General features: G+C 58.8%; 15 protein-coding genes, 1 tRNA gene and 1 pseudogene. 16 read left to right on the forward strand and 1 reads right to left on the reverse strand.

What is annotated here, in order from left to right:
- The 4 genes from bamC to HBO09_RS27095 all read left to right on the forward strand — a co-directional run bounded on the left by bamC (position 1) and on the right by HBO09_RS27095 (position 2,794).
- Positions 1–1,116: an outer membrane protein assembly factor BamC gene (bamC, locus tag HBO09_RS27080; protein ID WP_169993569.1), complete on the forward strand. Its 1,116-nt coding sequence runs from the start codon at positions 1–3 to the stop codon at positions 1,114–1,116.
- A gap of 4 nt (positions 1,117–1,120) precedes the next feature.
- Positions 1,121–1,879 (forward strand): MBL fold metallo-hydrolase, encoded by a 759-nt coding sequence (locus HBO09_RS27085; RefSeq protein ID WP_032857872.1) that lies wholly within the window; start codon positions 1,121–1,123, stop codon positions 1,877–1,879.
- A gap of 28 nt (positions 1,880–1,907) precedes the next feature.
- Positions 1,908–2,621, forward strand: coding sequence for a phosphoribosylaminoimidazolesuccinocarboxamide synthase (gene purC, locus HBO09_RS27090; RefSeq protein WP_003211975.1), 714 nt, complete (start codon positions 1,908–1,910; stop codon positions 2,619–2,621).
- A gap of 83 nt (positions 2,622–2,704) precedes the next feature.
- A tRNA-Ser gene (locus HBO09_RS27095) sits at positions 2,705–2,794 on the forward strand.
- A gap of 130 nt (positions 2,795–2,924) precedes the next feature.
- Here the strand turns inward: HBO09_RS27095 and HBO09_RS28640 are convergent.
- Complete coding sequence (locus tag HBO09_RS28640) at positions 2,925–3,071, reverse strand: hypothetical protein (RefSeq protein WP_178120242.1); 147 nt, start codon at positions 3,069–3,071, stop codon at positions 2,925–2,927.
- 471 nt (positions 3,072–3,542) lie between these two features.
- Here HBO09_RS28640 and pstS point away from each other — a divergent pair, with 471 nt between their 5' ends.
- The 12 genes and pseudogenes from pstS to HBO09_RS27160 form a co-directional block, all read left to right on the forward strand.
- Positions 3,543–4,571, forward strand: a complete 1,029-nt coding sequence (gene pstS / locus HBO09_RS27105) for a phosphate ABC transporter substrate-binding protein PstS (protein ID WP_169993555.1) — start codon at positions 3,543–3,545, stop codon at positions 4,569–4,571.
- Between the two features lie 76 nt (positions 4,572–4,647).
- Entirely contained in the window at positions 4,648–5,613 is a 966-nt protein-coding gene (pstC, locus tag HBO09_RS27110) for a phosphate ABC transporter permease subunit PstC (protein ID WP_169993553.1), read from the forward strand.
- Positions 5,613–6,506, forward strand: coding sequence for a phosphate ABC transporter permease PstA (gene pstA, locus HBO09_RS27115; protein ID WP_169993551.1), 894 nt, complete (start codon positions 5,613–5,615; stop codon positions 6,504–6,506). The genes pstC and pstA overlap by 1 nt, the downstream gene beginning before the upstream one ends.
- Before the next feature lie 76 nt (positions 6,507–6,582).
- Complete coding sequence (gene pstB / locus HBO09_RS27120; RefSeq protein ID WP_222933913.1) at positions 6,583–7,344, forward strand: phosphate ABC transporter ATP-binding protein PstB; 762 nt, start codon at positions 6,583–6,585, stop codon at positions 7,342–7,344.
- Positions 7,345–7,373: 29 nt separating this feature from the next.
- Positions 7,374–8,072, forward strand: coding sequence for a hypothetical protein (locus HBO09_RS27125; RefSeq protein ID WP_169993547.1), 699 nt, complete (start codon positions 7,374–7,376; stop codon positions 8,070–8,072).
- Positions 8,072–8,662, forward strand: coding sequence for a hypothetical protein (locus HBO09_RS27130; RefSeq protein ID WP_169993545.1), 591 nt, complete (start codon positions 8,072–8,074; stop codon positions 8,660–8,662). The genes HBO09_RS27125 and HBO09_RS27130 overlap by 1 nt, the downstream gene beginning before the upstream one ends.
- Before the next feature lie 438 nt (positions 8,663–9,100).
- On the forward strand, positions 9,101–10,366 hold the full coding sequence (locus HBO09_RS27135) for an OprD family porin (RefSeq protein ID WP_169993543.1): 1,266 nt from the start codon (positions 9,101–9,103) through the stop codon (positions 10,364–10,366).
- Positions 10,367–10,423: 57 nt separating this feature from the next.
- A complete protein-coding gene (locus tag HBO09_RS27140) occupies positions 10,424–11,788 on the forward strand; it encodes an MFS transporter (protein ID WP_169993541.1) in 1,365 nt (454 codons plus the stop codon).
- A gap of 171 nt (positions 11,789–11,959) precedes the next feature.
- Complete coding sequence (locus HBO09_RS27145; RefSeq protein WP_169993540.1) at positions 11,960–14,065, forward strand: 3-hydroxyacyl-CoA dehydrogenase NAD-binding domain-containing protein; 2,106 nt, start codon at positions 11,960–11,962, stop codon at positions 14,063–14,065.
- Positions 14,066–14,105: 40 nt separating this feature from the next.
- Positions 14,106–15,302, forward strand: coding sequence for an acyl-CoA dehydrogenase family protein (locus tag HBO09_RS27150; RefSeq protein WP_169993537.1), 1,197 nt, complete (start codon positions 14,106–14,108; stop codon positions 15,300–15,302).
- Between the two features lie 12 nt (positions 15,303–15,314).
- Positions 15,315–16,457: an acyl-CoA dehydrogenase gene (locus HBO09_RS27155; RefSeq protein WP_169993535.1), complete on the forward strand. Its 1,143-nt coding sequence runs from the start codon at positions 15,315–15,317 to the stop codon at positions 16,455–16,457.
- 31 nt (positions 16,458–16,488) lie between these two features.
- A pseudogene (locus HBO09_RS27160) lies at positions 16,489–16,645 on the forward strand (electron transfer flavoprotein subunit beta/FixA family protein); the annotation flags it as partial.

A 16,645-nucleotide genomic window follows, 5' to 3' on the forward strand; every position in this document is an offset into this window, starting at 1 on the left:
ATGAAGCGATTGGCCGGACTTTCCGCACTTGCCTTGATTATCTCCAGCACCAGTGGCTGCGGTTGGATCTGGGGCCCGGAAGGCTACTTCCGTGACCGCGGCAGCGATTACCTGGAAGCACAACAAACCGCACCGATGCAATTGCCGCCGGACGTCAACGTTGCCAAGCGCCTTGACCCGTTGCTGCCGATCCCGCGCAATGTGGCAGACGACACCGTCAAGGGCGAGTACGAAGTACCGCGCCCGCAGCCGATTTCGGCCCTGGCCGACGCCAGCGACTACAGCCTGCAGAAAAGCGGCGATTCGCGCTGGATCATGGCCCAGCGCCCACCTGCCGAAGTCTGGCCGGTGGCTGTGCAGTTCTTCCAGGACAATGGCTTCCGTATCGACGAGCAACGTCCGCAGACCGGTGAATTCACCACTGCGTGGCAGCAACCGAGCGAACTGTCGGCCAACATGGCCAAGCGTTTGCAGGCGGGTGGCGTCGCCGCTGATGGCGAAAGCCGCATCCGCGTGCGCATCGAACCAGGTGTGCAGCGCAATACCAGTGAAGTCTACGTGGTCAGCGCCGCGCGTCCTGCCGGCAGCACCGCCAACGTCGACTTCACCAATCGTTCGGTCAACAGCGGTGTCGATGCAGCGCTGGTCGACGAGATGCTTGCCAGCATGAGCCGCATCTCCGAGAAGGGCGGTTCCGTTTCCCTGCTCGCCGCCCGTGATTACGACACCCCTAACCGTGTCAGCCTCACCGAAGACGGCAGCGGCAACGTCGTGCTCAACCTGGGTGAAGACCTGGATCGTGCCTGGGCCAGCGTCGGCCGTGCCCTGGAGCAAGGACCATGGCGCGTTGAAGATATCAACCGCAGCCTGGGCCTGTACTACATCAACGTGGCAGAAAAGGCCGAGAAGAAAGACGAAGAGCGTGGTTTCTTCAGCAAGTTGTTCGGCAGCGAGCCGACCAAGGAAGAGATCGAGACCCGCGCCGAGCGTTATCAAGTGCGCTTGAGCAAGGTCGGCGACAACGTGCAAGTCACCGTCGAGAAAAACATCAACACCGTGGCGCCAGCAGAAACGGCGCGCAAAGTGTTGGGCGTGATTCAGGACAACCTGGGCTGATCCGATGCGTTTTGCTGTTCTCGGCAGCGGTAGCCAAGGGAACGGCACGCTTGTAGCCCACGACGACACGTACGTCCTGGTGGATTGTGGTTTCTCCTTGCGGGAAACCGAGCGACGCCTGCTGCGCCTGGGGGTTCACCCCGCGCAGTTGAGCGCGATTCTGGTGACCCACGAACATGCCGACCACGTGCATGGCGTGGGTTTGCTGTCTCGGCGCTACAATCTTCCGGTGTACCTGAGTCGCGGCACCTTGCGCGGGATGCGCAAACCCATTGAACCCGCAGGTTTCCTGGCCGGTGGCGAGCAACTGCAGATCGGTGCCTTGAGTATCGACGTGATTGCCGTGGCGCATGATGCCCATGAGCCCACGCAATATGTATTCAGTGATGGCGAGCGCCGCTTTGGCCTGCTTACCGACCTGGGTTCGTACTGCGCCAAGGTGCTGGAAGGCTATCGGGACCTCGATGCGTTGATGATCGAGTCCAACCATTGCCGTGACCTGCTGGCGCGCGGTCACTACCCGTACTTTCTCAAACAGCGGGTGGGTGGCGAACTGGGACATTTGAACAACCACCAGGCGGCGTACCTGGTGTATGAGTTGGGCTGGCAAGACCTGCAACACCTGGTCCTGGCCCACCTGAGCAGCAAGAACAACCTGCCGCAGCTTGCCCGGCAATGTTTTGTCGACACCCTCGGGTGCGACCCGGACTGGCTGCAACTGGCCGATCAAGATTCAGGGCTCGACTGGCGACATATCGCCTAGCCCATCTACTTACCAAGCGGAGCCCATCATGGAAAAACGTGAAGAACTCTACCGCGGCAAAGCCAAGTCGGTTTACAAGACCGACGACGCCAACCGCTTGATCCTGCTGTTTCGCAACGACACCTCGGCGTTCGACGGCAAGCGCATCGAACAGCTCGACCGCAAGGGGATGGTGAACAACAAGTTCAACGCCTTCATCATGCAAAAACTCGAAGCGGCCGGTATTCCGACCCAATTCGACAAACTGCTGGGCGACAACGAATGCCTGGTGAAAAAACTCGACATGATCCCGGTCGAGTGCGTCGTGCGTAACTACGCCGCCGGCAGCCTGGTCAAGCGCCTGGGCGTGGAAGAAGGCCTCAAGCTCAACCCTTACACGTTCGAACTGTTCCTCAAGGACGACGCCAAGGGCGACCCGTTCATCAACGAATCCCACGTCGTGGCATTCGGCTGGGGCACCGCTGAGCAATTGGCGCGCATGAAGGAGCTGTCGCTCAAGGTCAACGACGTCCTGAGCAAACTGTTTGACGATGCTGGCCTGCTGCTGGTGGACTTCAAACTGGAGTTCGGCGTGTTCCACGACGGCTCCATCGTCCTGGGCGACGAGTTCAGCCCGGACGGCTGCCGCCTGTGGGACAAGGACACCCGCAAGAAGATGGACAAAGACCGCTTCCGCCAGGGCCTCGGTGACGTTATCGAAGCCTATGAAGAAGTCGCCAACCGTCTCGGCGTACCGCTGTAATCGACGCAAGCATCTGATAGCACGGAAAAAAATCCACTGAGAGCTTTGCTTCCCAGTAACAGGCTGTTATGATGCGCGCCGTTGGAGAGATGCCAGAGTGGCCGAATGGGACGGATTCGAAATCCGTTGTACCTTCACCGGTACCTAGGGTTCGAATCCCTATCTCTCCGCCATATCTAGAAAACCCCTGTAACTTAATGAGTTACGGGGGTTTTTCTTTTTGGGTTGTACTACTCAAATCTCCATTGCTGCACGCAAAATCCTTCCCTGCACCGTTGATCCCAATTGACTAACAATGCGGTTTCAAGCCCCTCCGGTTAGCTCGCCTACCAATGCCGCGTGGCAATTGGAAAACAGCTCTGCAACCTGCTTCAACATACCGATGATTCCTTTGGCCTGTGTGTCGTCGTGTGAGAAGGTTTCGATCACGTTGTCATGCTGATCAAGCATCAGTAGCGTCTTGGTCGGCTTTTGGTGCTGTCCCATTCTTGAAAGCAGGGCATCGTAATCGTCCTCCCGGATGACGGACTTCTGTTTGTCTTTTTTCTTGTCCTTTGTAACTGGGTAGCGGAAGAACGTACTTGATGGGTCCGTTGCCTCGATTTCACTGATCCATTGCCCTAGCTCGGTGGGTAAGCTCCAATCTGTGTTTGTGTGGATAGCTAGGTACTCGGCGTGGTCTTCAAAAATTGATAAAGCGGTTGAAGGCCGTGGACGTTATGCATGGGCTGAGGACATTGGCGGAACTCGTGTGGTGGGGATGGCAAAGTCATAGTCGCAATTCGTTACGAATCGACTACGCCAAATTGCGCGATTGTGGTGGAAGAGGGGATAAACGGGCGTTTTGCCACTGTGCATTCATGAAACCGTAACAAGAATGTTGCAGAGTTGCCGAGCCCGTAATCACAAGGATTTTCCTGAATGAAACGTCTGATGAAGTCTGCTGCACTCGCAGTTGCGGTTTCTCTCGGTGCCACCTCGGTACTTGCTGCTGAGAGCATTCGCCTGACCGGTTCTGGAGCGAGTTTTCCAGCTCCGATCTACCTCACCTGGTTCAAGGATTTCAGTAAGAAAACCGAAGGCGTTACGGTTGACTACCAGTCCAAGGGCAGCGGTGCGGGTGTGCAGGACTTCCTGAACAAAACCGTCGACTTTGCCGCCAGTGACTCGGCGATGAAAGATGAAGACATCGCTAAGGTTGCCGAAGGTGCGCAACTGCTGCCGATGACCGCGGGTGAAATCGTGCTGGCCTACAATCTGCCAGGCAGCCCCAAAGGGCTAAAGCTGTCGCGCGAGGTCTACTCCAACATCTTCCTGGGCAAAATCACCCAGTGGAATGATCCACAGATTGTTGCGTCCAACCCGGACCTGAAACTGCCCGACATGCCGATCACAGTTGTAGTGCGCGCGGACTCCAGCGGCACCACGGCGGTGTTCACCAAGCACCTGTCGGCCATCAACCCTGCGTTCAATCAAAACCTGGGTGAAGGCAATACCGTCAACTGGCCAGCCAGCGATAAATTCATCAAATCGCCGAAAAACGATGGTGTAACCGCCACCGTCCGCCAGACCCCGGGCGCGATCGGCTACATCGAATACGGCTTCGCCAAACTGGCTAAAGTTGACTTCGCCCAACTGCAGAACAAGGCCGGCAAATATGTTGTGCCTAACGCCGAAAGCGGTGCAGAAGCACTGGCCGCGGTGAAGATGCCTGACAGCCTGGTGGCCTGGTTGCCGGATCCGGATGGCGCCAAGTCCTACCCGATCACTTCCTACACCTGGATGATCTTCCGCAAGGACAACGGCAATCCGGCCAAGGCCAAGGCCCTGCGTGAAATGGTCGAATACAGCCTGACCGAAGGTCAGAAAATCGCCGACTCGATGGGTTACATCCCGCTGCCGAAATCGGTTGTCGATCAGGTGCGCAAAGCGTCCGCCAACATCCAGTAACGCTCGCGAGGCCTCCTCCGGTGAGGGCTGATTAGCCTCGCCGGAGAAGTTTTTCCCTACGCTCCGGAATTCGCCCATGAACCAACCGTTTGTCGTGCCGGTTAACCCGGACTCCGCCTGCCAACCACCTTCCACGAAGGATTTTCTGGTTGATCGAACCTTTCGCGCGCTTGCACGAATAGGGGTGGTTCTGATCCTGGCGTTGGTCTTCGCCTTGGTATTCGAGGTCGGACGCAAAGCTCTTCCAGGCATGGAAAAACACGGGTTTGACGTGATTTTTGGCAGCGTTTGGGATGTGAATCAAGGCAAGTACGGCATTTTGCCGGCTATTTGGGGCACGCTGTACAGCGCATTCATCGCGCTGCTGATCGCAGGCTTTTTTGGCGTCAGCATGGCGATTTTTCTAACCCAGGATTTCCTTCCGGCCAAGCTTGCAGCGGTGTTTCGCACCATTGTCGAATTGCTCGCCGCCATCCCCAGCGTGGTCTACGGCCTATGGGGGATTTATGTGGTGATCCCGGCGATTCGCCCGCTTACGGCGTGGCTGAACAGCGAACTTGGCTGGATCCCGTTTTTTGGCACCTCCCTGAGTGGTCCGGGGCTGCTGCCTGCGGCGTTGGTACTGGCGATCATGATTCTGCCGACCATTGCCGCCGTCTCCCAGGATGCCCTCACAGGTGTCCCGATGAAAACCAAGCAGGCCGCCTATGGTATGGGGACCACGCATTGGGAAGCGATTCTCAAGGTGATGGTGCCCTCAGCGGCCACCGGTATTTTCGGTTCCCTGGTCCTGGGCCTCGGCCGTGCGCTGGGTGAAACCATGGCCCTGGCCATGCTGGTCGGCAACTCCAACAGTATTTCGCTTTCTCTGTTCGCACCGGCCAACACCTTGGCGGCCTTGTTGGCGCTGAACTTCCCCGAGGCCGGGCCAAATGAGGTTGAGGTGTTGATGTATGCCGCATTGGTTCTGATGTTCATCACGCTACTGGTGAACGTTATCGGATCGATGATCATGGTCTACGCCCAGCGGGGTAACAAGTAATGACCAATCTCACTTCTCCTATAGCTGCCATGCCCAGCCTGCAGCGCCGGTTCGAAGGCCGTGCCCTACGCAGCCTGGTATTGACCTCGCTGGTTTGGATGGGCGCGTTGCTGGCCAGCGTGCCGCTGATTTCCGTGCTCTATATGCTGATTACGCGCGGCGGGGCTCGCCTGAGCCTGGAAGTGTTCACTGAACTGCCACCCACCGGGTTCGAGACCGGCGGCGGTTTCGGCAACGCGATGGCGGGTACATTTGTCATGGTCGGTATCGCTGCGGCCATCGCGGTGCCGGTCGGCATCCTGGCAGCGGTTTTCCTGGCTGAACTGGGGCCCGACAGCAAACTGGCGAACGCCTCTCGCTTTGCCGCAAAAATGCTTACCGGATTGCCGTCGATTTTGGCGGGTGTGTTTGCCTACGCGCTGGTGGTGGTAACCACGGGCACTTACTCGGCACCCGCCGGTGGTGTTGCGTTGGCAGTGCTGATGCTGCCTATCGTGGTGCTGACGGCCGAAGAGTCGATGAAAATGGTGCCCAAGATCATGAAGGACGCCGCCTACGGTATGGGCTGCACCCGCTCGCAGGTCATCTGGAAAATCGTCCTGCCCACCGGCATGCCGGCGATCCTGACCGGTGTCATGCTCGCCGTGGCACGCGCCGCAGGCGAAACGGCGCCATTGCTGTTCACTGCGCTGTTCAGCAACTACTGGATCTACCACGACGGCAGTCTGGCCGTCATGAACCCAACGGCCTCGCTGGCCGTGCTGATTTACAACTTCTCCGGCATGCCCTTCGACAACCAGATCGAGCTCGCCTGGGCGGCCTCGCTGGTGTTGGTAATGATCGTGCTGGTCGTGAATATCGTGAGCCGTATTTTCGGTAAGCCCAAGTATTAAGAACGGGAGCACCTCAACTTTGAACGTATCAACTGCGCAAATAGCCGCTCCGTTTGTCACCCAGGCACCTGTGGTCATGGACTGCAAGCTGGACAAGATTTTCTACGGCAACTTCATGGCCGTGCGTGATAGCCATGTGCCGATCGAAAAAAACAAAATCACCGGCTTCATTGGGCCGTCCGGCTGCGGCAAGTCTACCGTGCTGCGTAGCCTCAACCGTATGAACGACCTGGTCAAAGGTTTCCGGTTTGAAGGGCACGTACACTTTCTTGGGCAAGACGTGTACGGCAAGGGCGTTGATCCCGTGGTCGTGCGCCGTTACATCGGCATGGTGTTTCAGCAACCGAACCCGTTCTCGATGAGCATTTTCGACAACGTGGCTTTTGGCCTGCGTCTGAATCGCTACAAGGGCGACTTGGGAGATCGCGTCAAGCACGCGCTGCAAGGTGCCGCGCTGTGGGATGAGGTCAAGGACAAGCTCAAAGTCAGCGGCCTGTCGCTCTCCGGCGGCCAGCAGCAACGTCTGTGTATTGCCCGCGCTATTGCCACCGAACCAGAAGTGCTGCTGCTGGATGAACCTTGCTCGGCACTCGACCCGATCGCCACTCGCCGGGTCGAGGAACTGATGGTCGAGTTGAAGAAGGATTACACCATCGCGTTGGTGACGCACAACATGCAGCAGGCGATTCGCGTAGCAGATACCACCGCGTTTTTCTCGGTAGACATCTCTCAGGGCACTCGCACCGGTTATCTGGTGGAAATGGGCCCTACCGTGCAGATTTTCGAGAACCCGCGCGAACAAATGACCGGGGATTACATCAGCGGCAAGTTCAGTTGATCGACCTATCTACCGTTTCAGGATTGCCAATGGCCGCAACACATCGCCTTGATTTGCTCGCGATCGAACGCGCATTGCGTGAGGTACAGAGCCAATTTGCCCAGCTTAGCCGGGACTTTACCGAGCCACGCGACCCACTGACAGACGAAGTGCTGCAGAACGTCGTTGAAGGCTATGCCCTGATTGACGAGTATGTCGCGCAGGGGGTTGACCTGTTCGACCTTCAGCAACTGAACCTGATGCTGGAGATCAATGCCACCGTGCTTTGCGGCAAAGATCCAGTGCGTCGATTGGAATACGCCCAGCACCTGGCGGCGACGGAAGTACACTTTTTCAACAATGTTGAAGGTGGCATCAAGGATTTGTTTAGCTGGTACTGCAAGCATCACAGTGAATCTGCGTGGAAGCGTGCAGCCGGTGTTTACGTGCGAATCCTCAGCAAGCCGCAGTTGTTCATCGAAGGTAATCACCGCAGCGGTTCGCTGATCGTTAGCTACTTGTTGATGCGCGAGGGACTGCCGCCGTTCGTACTGACGCTGGATAACGCCGAGGGCTACTTCAATCCGTCCTCGATCATACGCAACTCCGCTAAGCATGGCGTCAAAGCACTGTACGAACTACCCAAGATCAAGAAAAAATATGCAGCGTTCCTGGAAGGCAAGGCCCCTGACCTAAGGGAGTTTTTCCTGAGCGACGCACCGGTGCCCGTCTATCAGGGGGGCCATTGATGGGAAGGTATCCATTGCTCCATACAATCAAGCGTGTGTTAAAGCGCAAGCACATCCGTATCTCGTTCGATATCGATGACACGCTGGCCTGTCAGCTCCAGCACAGTGCGACTGAACAGAGCCGTTTGCCGGCATGCGTGCATCGTTGGCTGGGTGAGCCGCTGCGCAGCGGAACCCGCTCCCTGGCCCGCGAACTGCGTCGGCAGGGCTGCAGCGTCTGGGTCTATACCTCATCAGGCCGGACCCCGTCCTACATTCGCCGTTGGTTGTTGCTGTACGGCATCCACGTCGATGGCGTAGTCAACAGCGTGCGACACAACCAAGCCCTCACGGAGCGCGGGATGTCGAGTACCCCATCGAAATTCCCGCCGGCATTTGACATCGACTTGCATGTCGACGATTCCGAGGGCGTTCAGCTTGAAGGCTTCGATCACGGGTTTCGCGTGGTGGTCGTGGACCCGCAAGACGAGCACTGGGGGCAACGCGTGCTGGATGCTGTAGCACTGCTGCAGGCGCAGTTAGCTCTCCAGCAACCGCAGAGGCACAAGGTGCCTGCGCTAACGTCTCCAGGATTGACGTTGAATGGGTGAGGGCGAAACCCTATCTCTGCGCCATTTTTAGTTAAAAAAGCCCCGATTTTCGGGGCTTTTTTATGTCTGATGGTACTGGCCAGCGACGAGCAGTAGCCCCTGAAATGGTTGAGCATTTCAGGGGCTTTTTGTTTCTGCGTTACCCCTCAGGTTTGCGTCTGAAACGGCAGGGTGTTTTGCCAGGCGAAATTCCAGGTCAAATGGCGGATAGGCTTTTATCAAAAATAATTAATGTAAAACAATCGCTTAGCTATTAAGCGATTTTGTTTTCATGCGACAGCTTTACTTAAATTTTGCGAAGTGCTTATATTTTGTCTTGAAATCAAAATATGATTTCGCACAGCGAAACATCCTGGGTGGTAAAAGCCGGAGCGTGCCTTTGCCGCTGGCAAAGTGTCGCTGGAGCTTCACACATAACAACAAAAATAGGGCTGCATCATGGAGTGCCATTCCCGCGTCATTACTACGTGTCTCCTGGTTTTCATTGGGCAGATAGGCCTGCCGGCGTCGGCGCAGGCGGACTTTTTCGCAGACAGCAAGGCCAGCGTCGAGCTGCGCAATTTTTACATCAATCGTGACTACAGCCAGGCCAGCACCACCCAGTCCAAGCAGGAAGAATGGGCCCAGGGCTTTTTGCTGCGTTACGCGTCAGGGTTTACCCCTGGCCCTGTGGGTTTTGGGCTGGATGCAATCGGCCTGGTTGGCGTGAAGCTCGACTCCAGCCTGGACCGTGCCGGTTCCGGCTTGTTGCCTCGTCAGCGAGATGGCCGTGCGGTGGATGAAAGTGGCTTCCTTGGCCTGACTGCCAAGGTGCGGGCGTCCAAGAGTTTGCTCAGAATCGGCACCTTGCATCTGCGCTTGCCGGTGGTGCAGTTCAACGACACCCGTTTGCTGCCGCAGACGTTCGAGGGCGTGCATCTGAATTCCCAGGAGTTCGCCAACGTGACCCTCGATGCGGGGCAGATCCGCCAAGTGACCCAGCGCGACTCCACGAACCGCGAAGACCTGACGCCGTCAGTGGCCAACGCCAAGGGCATTCGTGTCAGCAAGGGCGCCACCAGCGATGAGTTCAACTTCGCCGGTGTCGGTTACAAGTGGAGCAACCAGTTAAGTGGCAGCTACTTCTACGGTGAGCTCGACCGTTTTTATCGCCAGCACAATTTCAGCCTGTTGCATGTACTGCCCCTTGGGGAAGGGCAGTCGCTCAAGAGTGACCTGCGCTATGCGCGGTCCTACAACGAAGGCCAAAGCAATATCGATAACACTGCCGTGTCGGCGATGCTCACGTACAGCCTGGGCGGCCACGCGTTTGGTCTGGCCTATCAGCAGATGAGTGGCGACACGGGCTACGCCTATCTCCACGGTGCCGATGCGTTCCTGCCCAACTTTATTTCCAACAACGACTTTGCCAACCGGGATGAGAGGTCCTGGCAGGCGCGCTACGACTTCAATTTTGCCGCTGTGGGTATTCCGGGCCTGACTTTCATGACCCGTTACGTCTACGGCAGCGATATTGAGTTGGGCGCCGGCAAGCCGACGGGCTCTGAGTGGGAGCGCGATACGGACATTGCCTACGTGTTCCAGGACGGTTCGTTGAAAAATCTGGGGGTGAAATGGCGTAATTCTTCGTTGCGCATGAATCACTTTGGCAGTGATCTGGACGATAACCGCCTGATCATCAGTTACACCCTGCCACTCCTGTAGTCGAGTCGGTGACAGCCCGCCGGGCGGGTCTATAACAACAATGAGGTCGTAGCGGCTATGAAGAACGCACTTTATCCATCACGTATACGCGCCTGGTTCACCGTCAGCATACTGATGCTGGCCTACGTTTTATCCTTCGTGGACCGGCAGATTCTCAACCTTCTGGTGGGACCGATCCGTCACGACATGGATATCAGCGACACGCAGATGAGCCTGTTGATGGGGCTGTCGTTTGCGATTTTCTACACCCTCTGCGGCATCCCGCTGGGGCGGATTGCCGACAGCAAGAGCCGGCGTAACCTGTTGATGTGCGGGATCCTGGTGTGGAGCGGCATGACGGCTGCCTGCGGCATGGTCAAAGGTTACTGGCAGTTTCTTTTTTGCCGGATTGGCGTAGCGGCAGGCGAAGCCTCCTTGGCGCCCTGTGCTTATTCGATGATCTCCGACAGTTTCACCCCTGAGCGTCGCGGTACGGCCTTCAGCGTGTATTCGACGGCGATTTATCTGGGCTCGGGGGTTGCTCTGTTGCTGGGCGGGGTGGCGGTGCACTTTGCTACCAGTCAGGGCGATATGACATTGCCGCTGATTGGCACGGTGCGCCCGTGGCAAATGGTGTTCCTGATTCTCGGCGCGGTCGGCGTGGTCTTTTCCCTGTGCTTGCTGCTGTTGCGCGAGCCGGTGCGCCATGGCGTGGGGGCGGGGCTGGAGCTGCCGTTTTCGGAGTTCGTCGATTACCTGCGTAAAAACCGTCGCACCATGCTTTGCCATAACCTGGGCTTTGCTTGCCTGACGTTTACGGCCTACGGCAGCAGTGCCTGGATCCCGACATTTTTTGTGCGCTCGTTCGACATGAGCGTACCTGAGGTCGGGGTGATCTACGGCAGCATGCTGGCGATCTGCGGCTCTCTTGGCTTGTTGGTGGGTGGCCGGTTGTGCGACTGGCTGATCAAGCGCGGTCACCGCGATGCTCCCTTGCGTATCGCAATCCTGGCCGCCGTGCTGACCTTGCCGTCGAACCTGGGCTACCTGGTGGATGACAAGAACCTGGCCCTGGTGCTGATGGCCTTTCACGTGTTTACCGTGAGCATGCCCTTTGGCGTCGGCCCTTTGGCCGTGCAAGAAGTAGTGCCCAGCCCGATGCGTGGGCAGGCCTCGGCGCTTTATCAGTTTGCCGTGACCTTGATCGGCCTGGGGATTGGCCCGACCGCCGTAGCCTTGGGCACCGATTATGTGTTCGGCAGTGACTCGGCGCTGCGCTACTCGCTGGCGGTGGTGACGGGCGTTTCGCTGGTGCTGGCAGTGGTGATTCTGATGAGCGGCCTGCGTTCGTATCGCGAAAGCCTGGAGCGTCTCAAAAGCTGGGCGCCCAAGGATCCCACGCTGGTGGTACCAGGGCGGCAGGTGCCAGCGGCTGACGCTTGAGTCAGCAATTTCTCTCGCTAGATCAAGCTGACACCCCACGGGGTGTCAGTTTTTTTACGTCGGCAATCTTTCCAGAAACCGTTTGCCAAAACATGACGCTTTGATAAAATCGATTCACATGTTCCGCAATGCGGAACATGGTTTCAATAAAAACAAGATATCGAGGTTCAGATGAATTCCAGCGTGAGCTACGAGCGCCAAGGCGAGATTGCACTGATCACCCTGAACAACCCGCCGGTCAACGCCCTCGGTCAAGCCGAGCGTGAAGGTCTGTTGCGCGCCTTGCACCAGGGCCAGATCGACACGCAGGCCAAGGTGTTGGTGTTGCTGTGCGCTGGCCGCACCTTCATTGCCGGGGCTGATATCAAGGAGTTCGGCAAGCCGCCTCAGGCGCCGAGCCTGCCGGAAGTGGTCAACGCCTATGAACAAAGCGACAAACCCTGTGTAGCGGTGATTCACGGCACGGCCCTGGGCGGAGGTCTGGAAATGGCCCTGGGTTGCCATTACCGAATCGCCCGCCGCGATGCCAAGGTCGGCCTGCCGGAGGTCAAGCTCGGGTTGCTGCCGGGCGCGGGCGGCACCCAGCGCTTGCCCCGTCTGGCCGGTGTGGCCAAGGCCTTGGAGATGATTGTCTCCGGCCAGCCCATCAACGCCACGCAAGCCCGGGAACATCACATTGTCGATGAACTGTTCGACGGCGATCCCCGCACCGCCGCCATCGCCTTTGCCCAACGCATGCTGGATAACGGCCTGGGTGTGCGGCGCACCGGTGAACAAACTGCCGCCCTCAAGGGCGTGGACAACGCTGCGTTGATCGCCGCTAAACGCGCCGCTGTCACCCAGGGGTTGCCGGGGTTCTTTTCCCCACCACGCTGCGTCGCGGCGGTCGAAGCGGCGACCTTGCTGCCCCTGGCCGAAGGCTTGCAGCGCGAGCGCGCACTGTTCCAGGAGTGCCTGGCCTCTGAGCAGCGTGCGGCGTTGGTACACGCCTTCTTTGCCGAGCGCCAATGCGCCCAGATCGACGACCTGCCCAAGGACACGCCCGTACGCACCGTTGAACGCGTCGGAGTGATCGGTGGCGGCACCATGGGCGTGGGAATCGCCTTGAGTTTTGTCAGCGCCGGCATTGCCGTGCTGCTGTTGGAAGTCGATGAGCCGGCCCTGCAGCGGGCATTGCAACGCGCCCGCGAGATCTGCGAAGCCAGCGTCGCCCGTGGCAGCTTGAGCCCTGCGCTGATGGAGCAGCGTCTGGCGCTGCTGCACGGCGGGGTGGAGTACGGCGAACTGGCCACTGCCGATTTGGTCATCGAGGCGGTGTTTGAAAGCCTGGAGGTCAAGCGCCAGGTGTTTGAACGCCTGGATCACGTCTGCAAACCCGGCGCGATCCTCGCCAGCAATACTTCTTCGCTGGACCTGGACGTTATCGCCAGCTTCACGTCACGGCCTCAGGATGTGGTGGGCCTGCACTTTTTCAGCCCGGCCAACGTCATGCGCCTGCTGGAAGTCGTGCGCGGGCGGCACACCGCTTTCGACGTGTTGGCCACCGTTATGCAATTGAGCAAAAAACTCAACAAGATTGCCGTGGTGGTAGGCGTCTGTGACGGGTTCGTCGGTAACCGCATGATCTTCCAGTATGGCCGCGAGGCCGAGTTCCTGTTGGAGGAGGGCGCCACTCCCGAGCAAGTCGACGGGGCCTTGCGCACCTTCGGCATGGCCATGGGCCCCAATGCCATGCGGGACCTGTCGGGGCTGGATATCGGCTGGAGTATCCGTCAGCGCCAGCGCGCCACGCTGCCCGCGAACTATCCGTTGCCCGGCGTGCTCGACGCGTTGTACGTGGCCGGCATGCTCGGCCAGAAGACCGGCAAGGGCTTCTACTGTTACGCCCCCGGCTCCCGTCGTCCCGAGCCCAACCCTGAACTGTTGCCGTTGCTGGAAGCCGTCTCCCGCGAGAAAGGCATCGAGCGGCGCGCCCTGAGTGATGAATACATCGTCGAGCGCTGCCTGTTCGCCTTGATCAATGAGGGCGCAAAAATCCTGCAGGAAGGCATCGCCCGGCGTAGCAGCGACATCGATGTGATCTACCTCAACGGCTATGGCTTTGCCGCCTGGCGCGGCGGCCCGATGTTCTATGCCGACAGCCTTGGCCTGGACAAGGTACTGGCGCGTATTCGCGAGTTCCATCAGCGCTTCGGCGCCTGGTGGGAGCCCGCGCCGCTGCTGGAAAAACTGGCGGCAGAAGGGCGGCGCTTCGCTGACTGGAAACTGGATTCATAACGGCCTGCTTCACGGTCTATCAATGGCTTGGAGAAACAACATGGATATTCATTTTACCGCTGAAGAACTGGCGTTTCGTGATGAAGTCAGGGCCTTCCTGAAGCACAAACTGCCCCAGGACCTGGCCGACAAGGTGCGCCTGGGCAAGCCTTTGTCCAAGGATGACCACTTACGCTGGCAGGCAATCCAGAACGCGCAGGGGTGGTACGCCACCCATTGGCCGGTGGCCTTTGGCGGTACTGGCTGGGGCGCTGTGCAAAAGCATATCTTTGATGAGGAATGCGCACTGGTGGGCGCTCCGCGCAGCATTCCGTTCGGGGTCAACATGGTGGCGCCGGTGCTGATCAAGTACGGCACGCCACAGCAACAAGACCACTACCTGCCGCGCATCCTCGACGGTGCCGATTGGTGGTGCCAGGGCTACTCCGAGCCAGGTGCCGGCTCTGACCTGGCCTCGCTGAAAACCCGCGCGGTGCGCGAGGGCGACTTTTATATCGTCAATGGCCAGAAGACCTGGACCACCCTGGGCCAGCACGCCAACATGATTTTCTGCCTGGTGCGCACGGACCCGCAGGCGCAGAAGCAACGGGGTATTTCCTTCCTGCTGATCGATATGACCAGCCCGGGTATCAGCGTGCGCCCGATTATCACCCTGGACGGCGAACACGAAGTCAACGAGGTGTTCTTCGACAACGTCAAGGTGCCGGTAGCGAACCTGGTAGGCGAAGAAAATCAAGGCTGGACGTGCGCCAAATACCTGCTCACCTATGAGCGTACTGGTCTGGCGGGAATCGGCGCGTCGAAGGCGGCGCTGGCCCACCTCAAGCGCATTGCCCGCAAGCAGATGAGCGAAGGCCGGCCAATCTTCGACGACCCGCTGTTTCGCGCCCAGGTCGCGGAGCTGGAAATGCAACTGATGGCCACTGAAATGAGCACCCTGCGCACCCTGGCCGCGGCCAAGGATGGCGGGGTGCCCGGTGCGGAAAGCTCGATCCTCAAGGTCAAGGGCACCGAAGTTCGCCAGGCCATCAGCCACTTGCTGCGCAAAGTGATCGGGCCCTATGCGCTGCCCTATCTGGAAGAAGAACTGGAGCTGGATCATCCGGGCGAACCCCTGCACGCCGACTACAGCGTGGCGTTGGCCAGCCAGTATTTCAACCTGCGCAAGCTGTCGATCTTCGGCGGCTCCAATGAAATTCAGAAAAACATCGTCGCCAAGATGATTCTCGAACTGTAAGGGGCTTTGATCATGGACTTCAAACTGACCGAAGAGCAGCAAATGCTGCAAGACACCGCCACCCGCCTGGTGCGCGACGCCTACAGCTTCGAGGCGCGTGAGCAGTATGCCCAGAGCGATGAGGGCTTCAGTCGTAGGTTCTGGCAGCAACTCGGTGAACTGGGGCTGACGGCGGTGCCGTTTCCCGAGGCCCTGGGCGGCTTTGGCGGGGGCGGCGTCGATACGATGCTGTTGATGACCGAGTTCGGTCGCGGCCTGTGCCTGGAACCCTACGTGGAATCGGTGATTTATGCCGGCGGGTTGCTGATGCAACTCGCTAACTCGGCCCAGCAGCAAGACCTGTTGGCGCAAGTGGCCAGCGGGCAATTGCTGCTCGCCACGGCCTTTGAGGAGCAGCAGAGCCACTACCATTTGAACGATGTGCAGACCCGTGCCGAACAGACGGCCGAGGGCTGGACACTGACCGGCAGGAAAGCGGTGGTAATGGGCGGGCACCAGGCCGGCTTGATTCTGGTCAGCGCGCGGATCAGTGGTGACAGCCGCGATGAGCACGGCATTGGCCTGTTCCTGGTGGATCCGCAGGCCGCTGGCGTCGAGCGCCGCACCTATCCCACGGTCGATGGCCGCAAAGCCTGCGACCTTTACCTGGATAAGGTGAAGGTCTCTGCCGATCAGGTATTGGGTGAGCCGGGCCAGGCCCTCGCGGCGTTGCGTTATCAGCAAGGGCGAGCCATTGCCGCGCAGTGCGCGGATGCGTTGGGCAGCATGCAGGAAGCCTGTCGCCTGACCCTGGAATACTTGAAGACCCGGCAACAGTTTGGTGTGGCGATTGGTCAGTTCCAGGTGCTGCAGCACCGTATGGTGGACATGCGTACCGACCTGGAACAGGCCACCAGCATGGCGATCCTGGCCGCGTGCTGCTGCGACGAAGCAGACAGCCTTGAGCGCACCAGGACCCTGGCCGCCGCCAAGTTCATCGTCACCCGCGCCGCGCGCAACATCGCCGAGCAGGCGATCCAACTGCACGGCGGGATCGGCATGACCTGGGAGTACGCCCTGGCGCATCACGCCAAACGCCTGGTGATGCTCAGTCATCAGTTCGGTGATGACGACCATCACCTCAAGGCTTATGCCGCGTTGCTCGATGCCGCATGAACCGCCGATTTTTCACTCTGAGGGAGCACCTATGAAAGTCCTCGTCGCAGTCAAACGAGTGGTCGATTACAACGTGAAAGTTCGCGTCAAGGCGGACAATTCCGGCGTCGATCTGGCTAACGTCAAAATGTCGATGAACCCCTTCTGCGAAATCGCCGTGGAAGAAGCCGTACGCCTGAAAGAAAAAG

The organism is Pseudomonas sp. WS 5027 (assembly GCF_012985695.1).
Taxonomy (GTDB): Bacteria; Pseudomonadota; Gammaproteobacteria; order Pseudomonadales; family Pseudomonadaceae; genus Aquipseudomonas; species Aquipseudomonas hygromyciniae.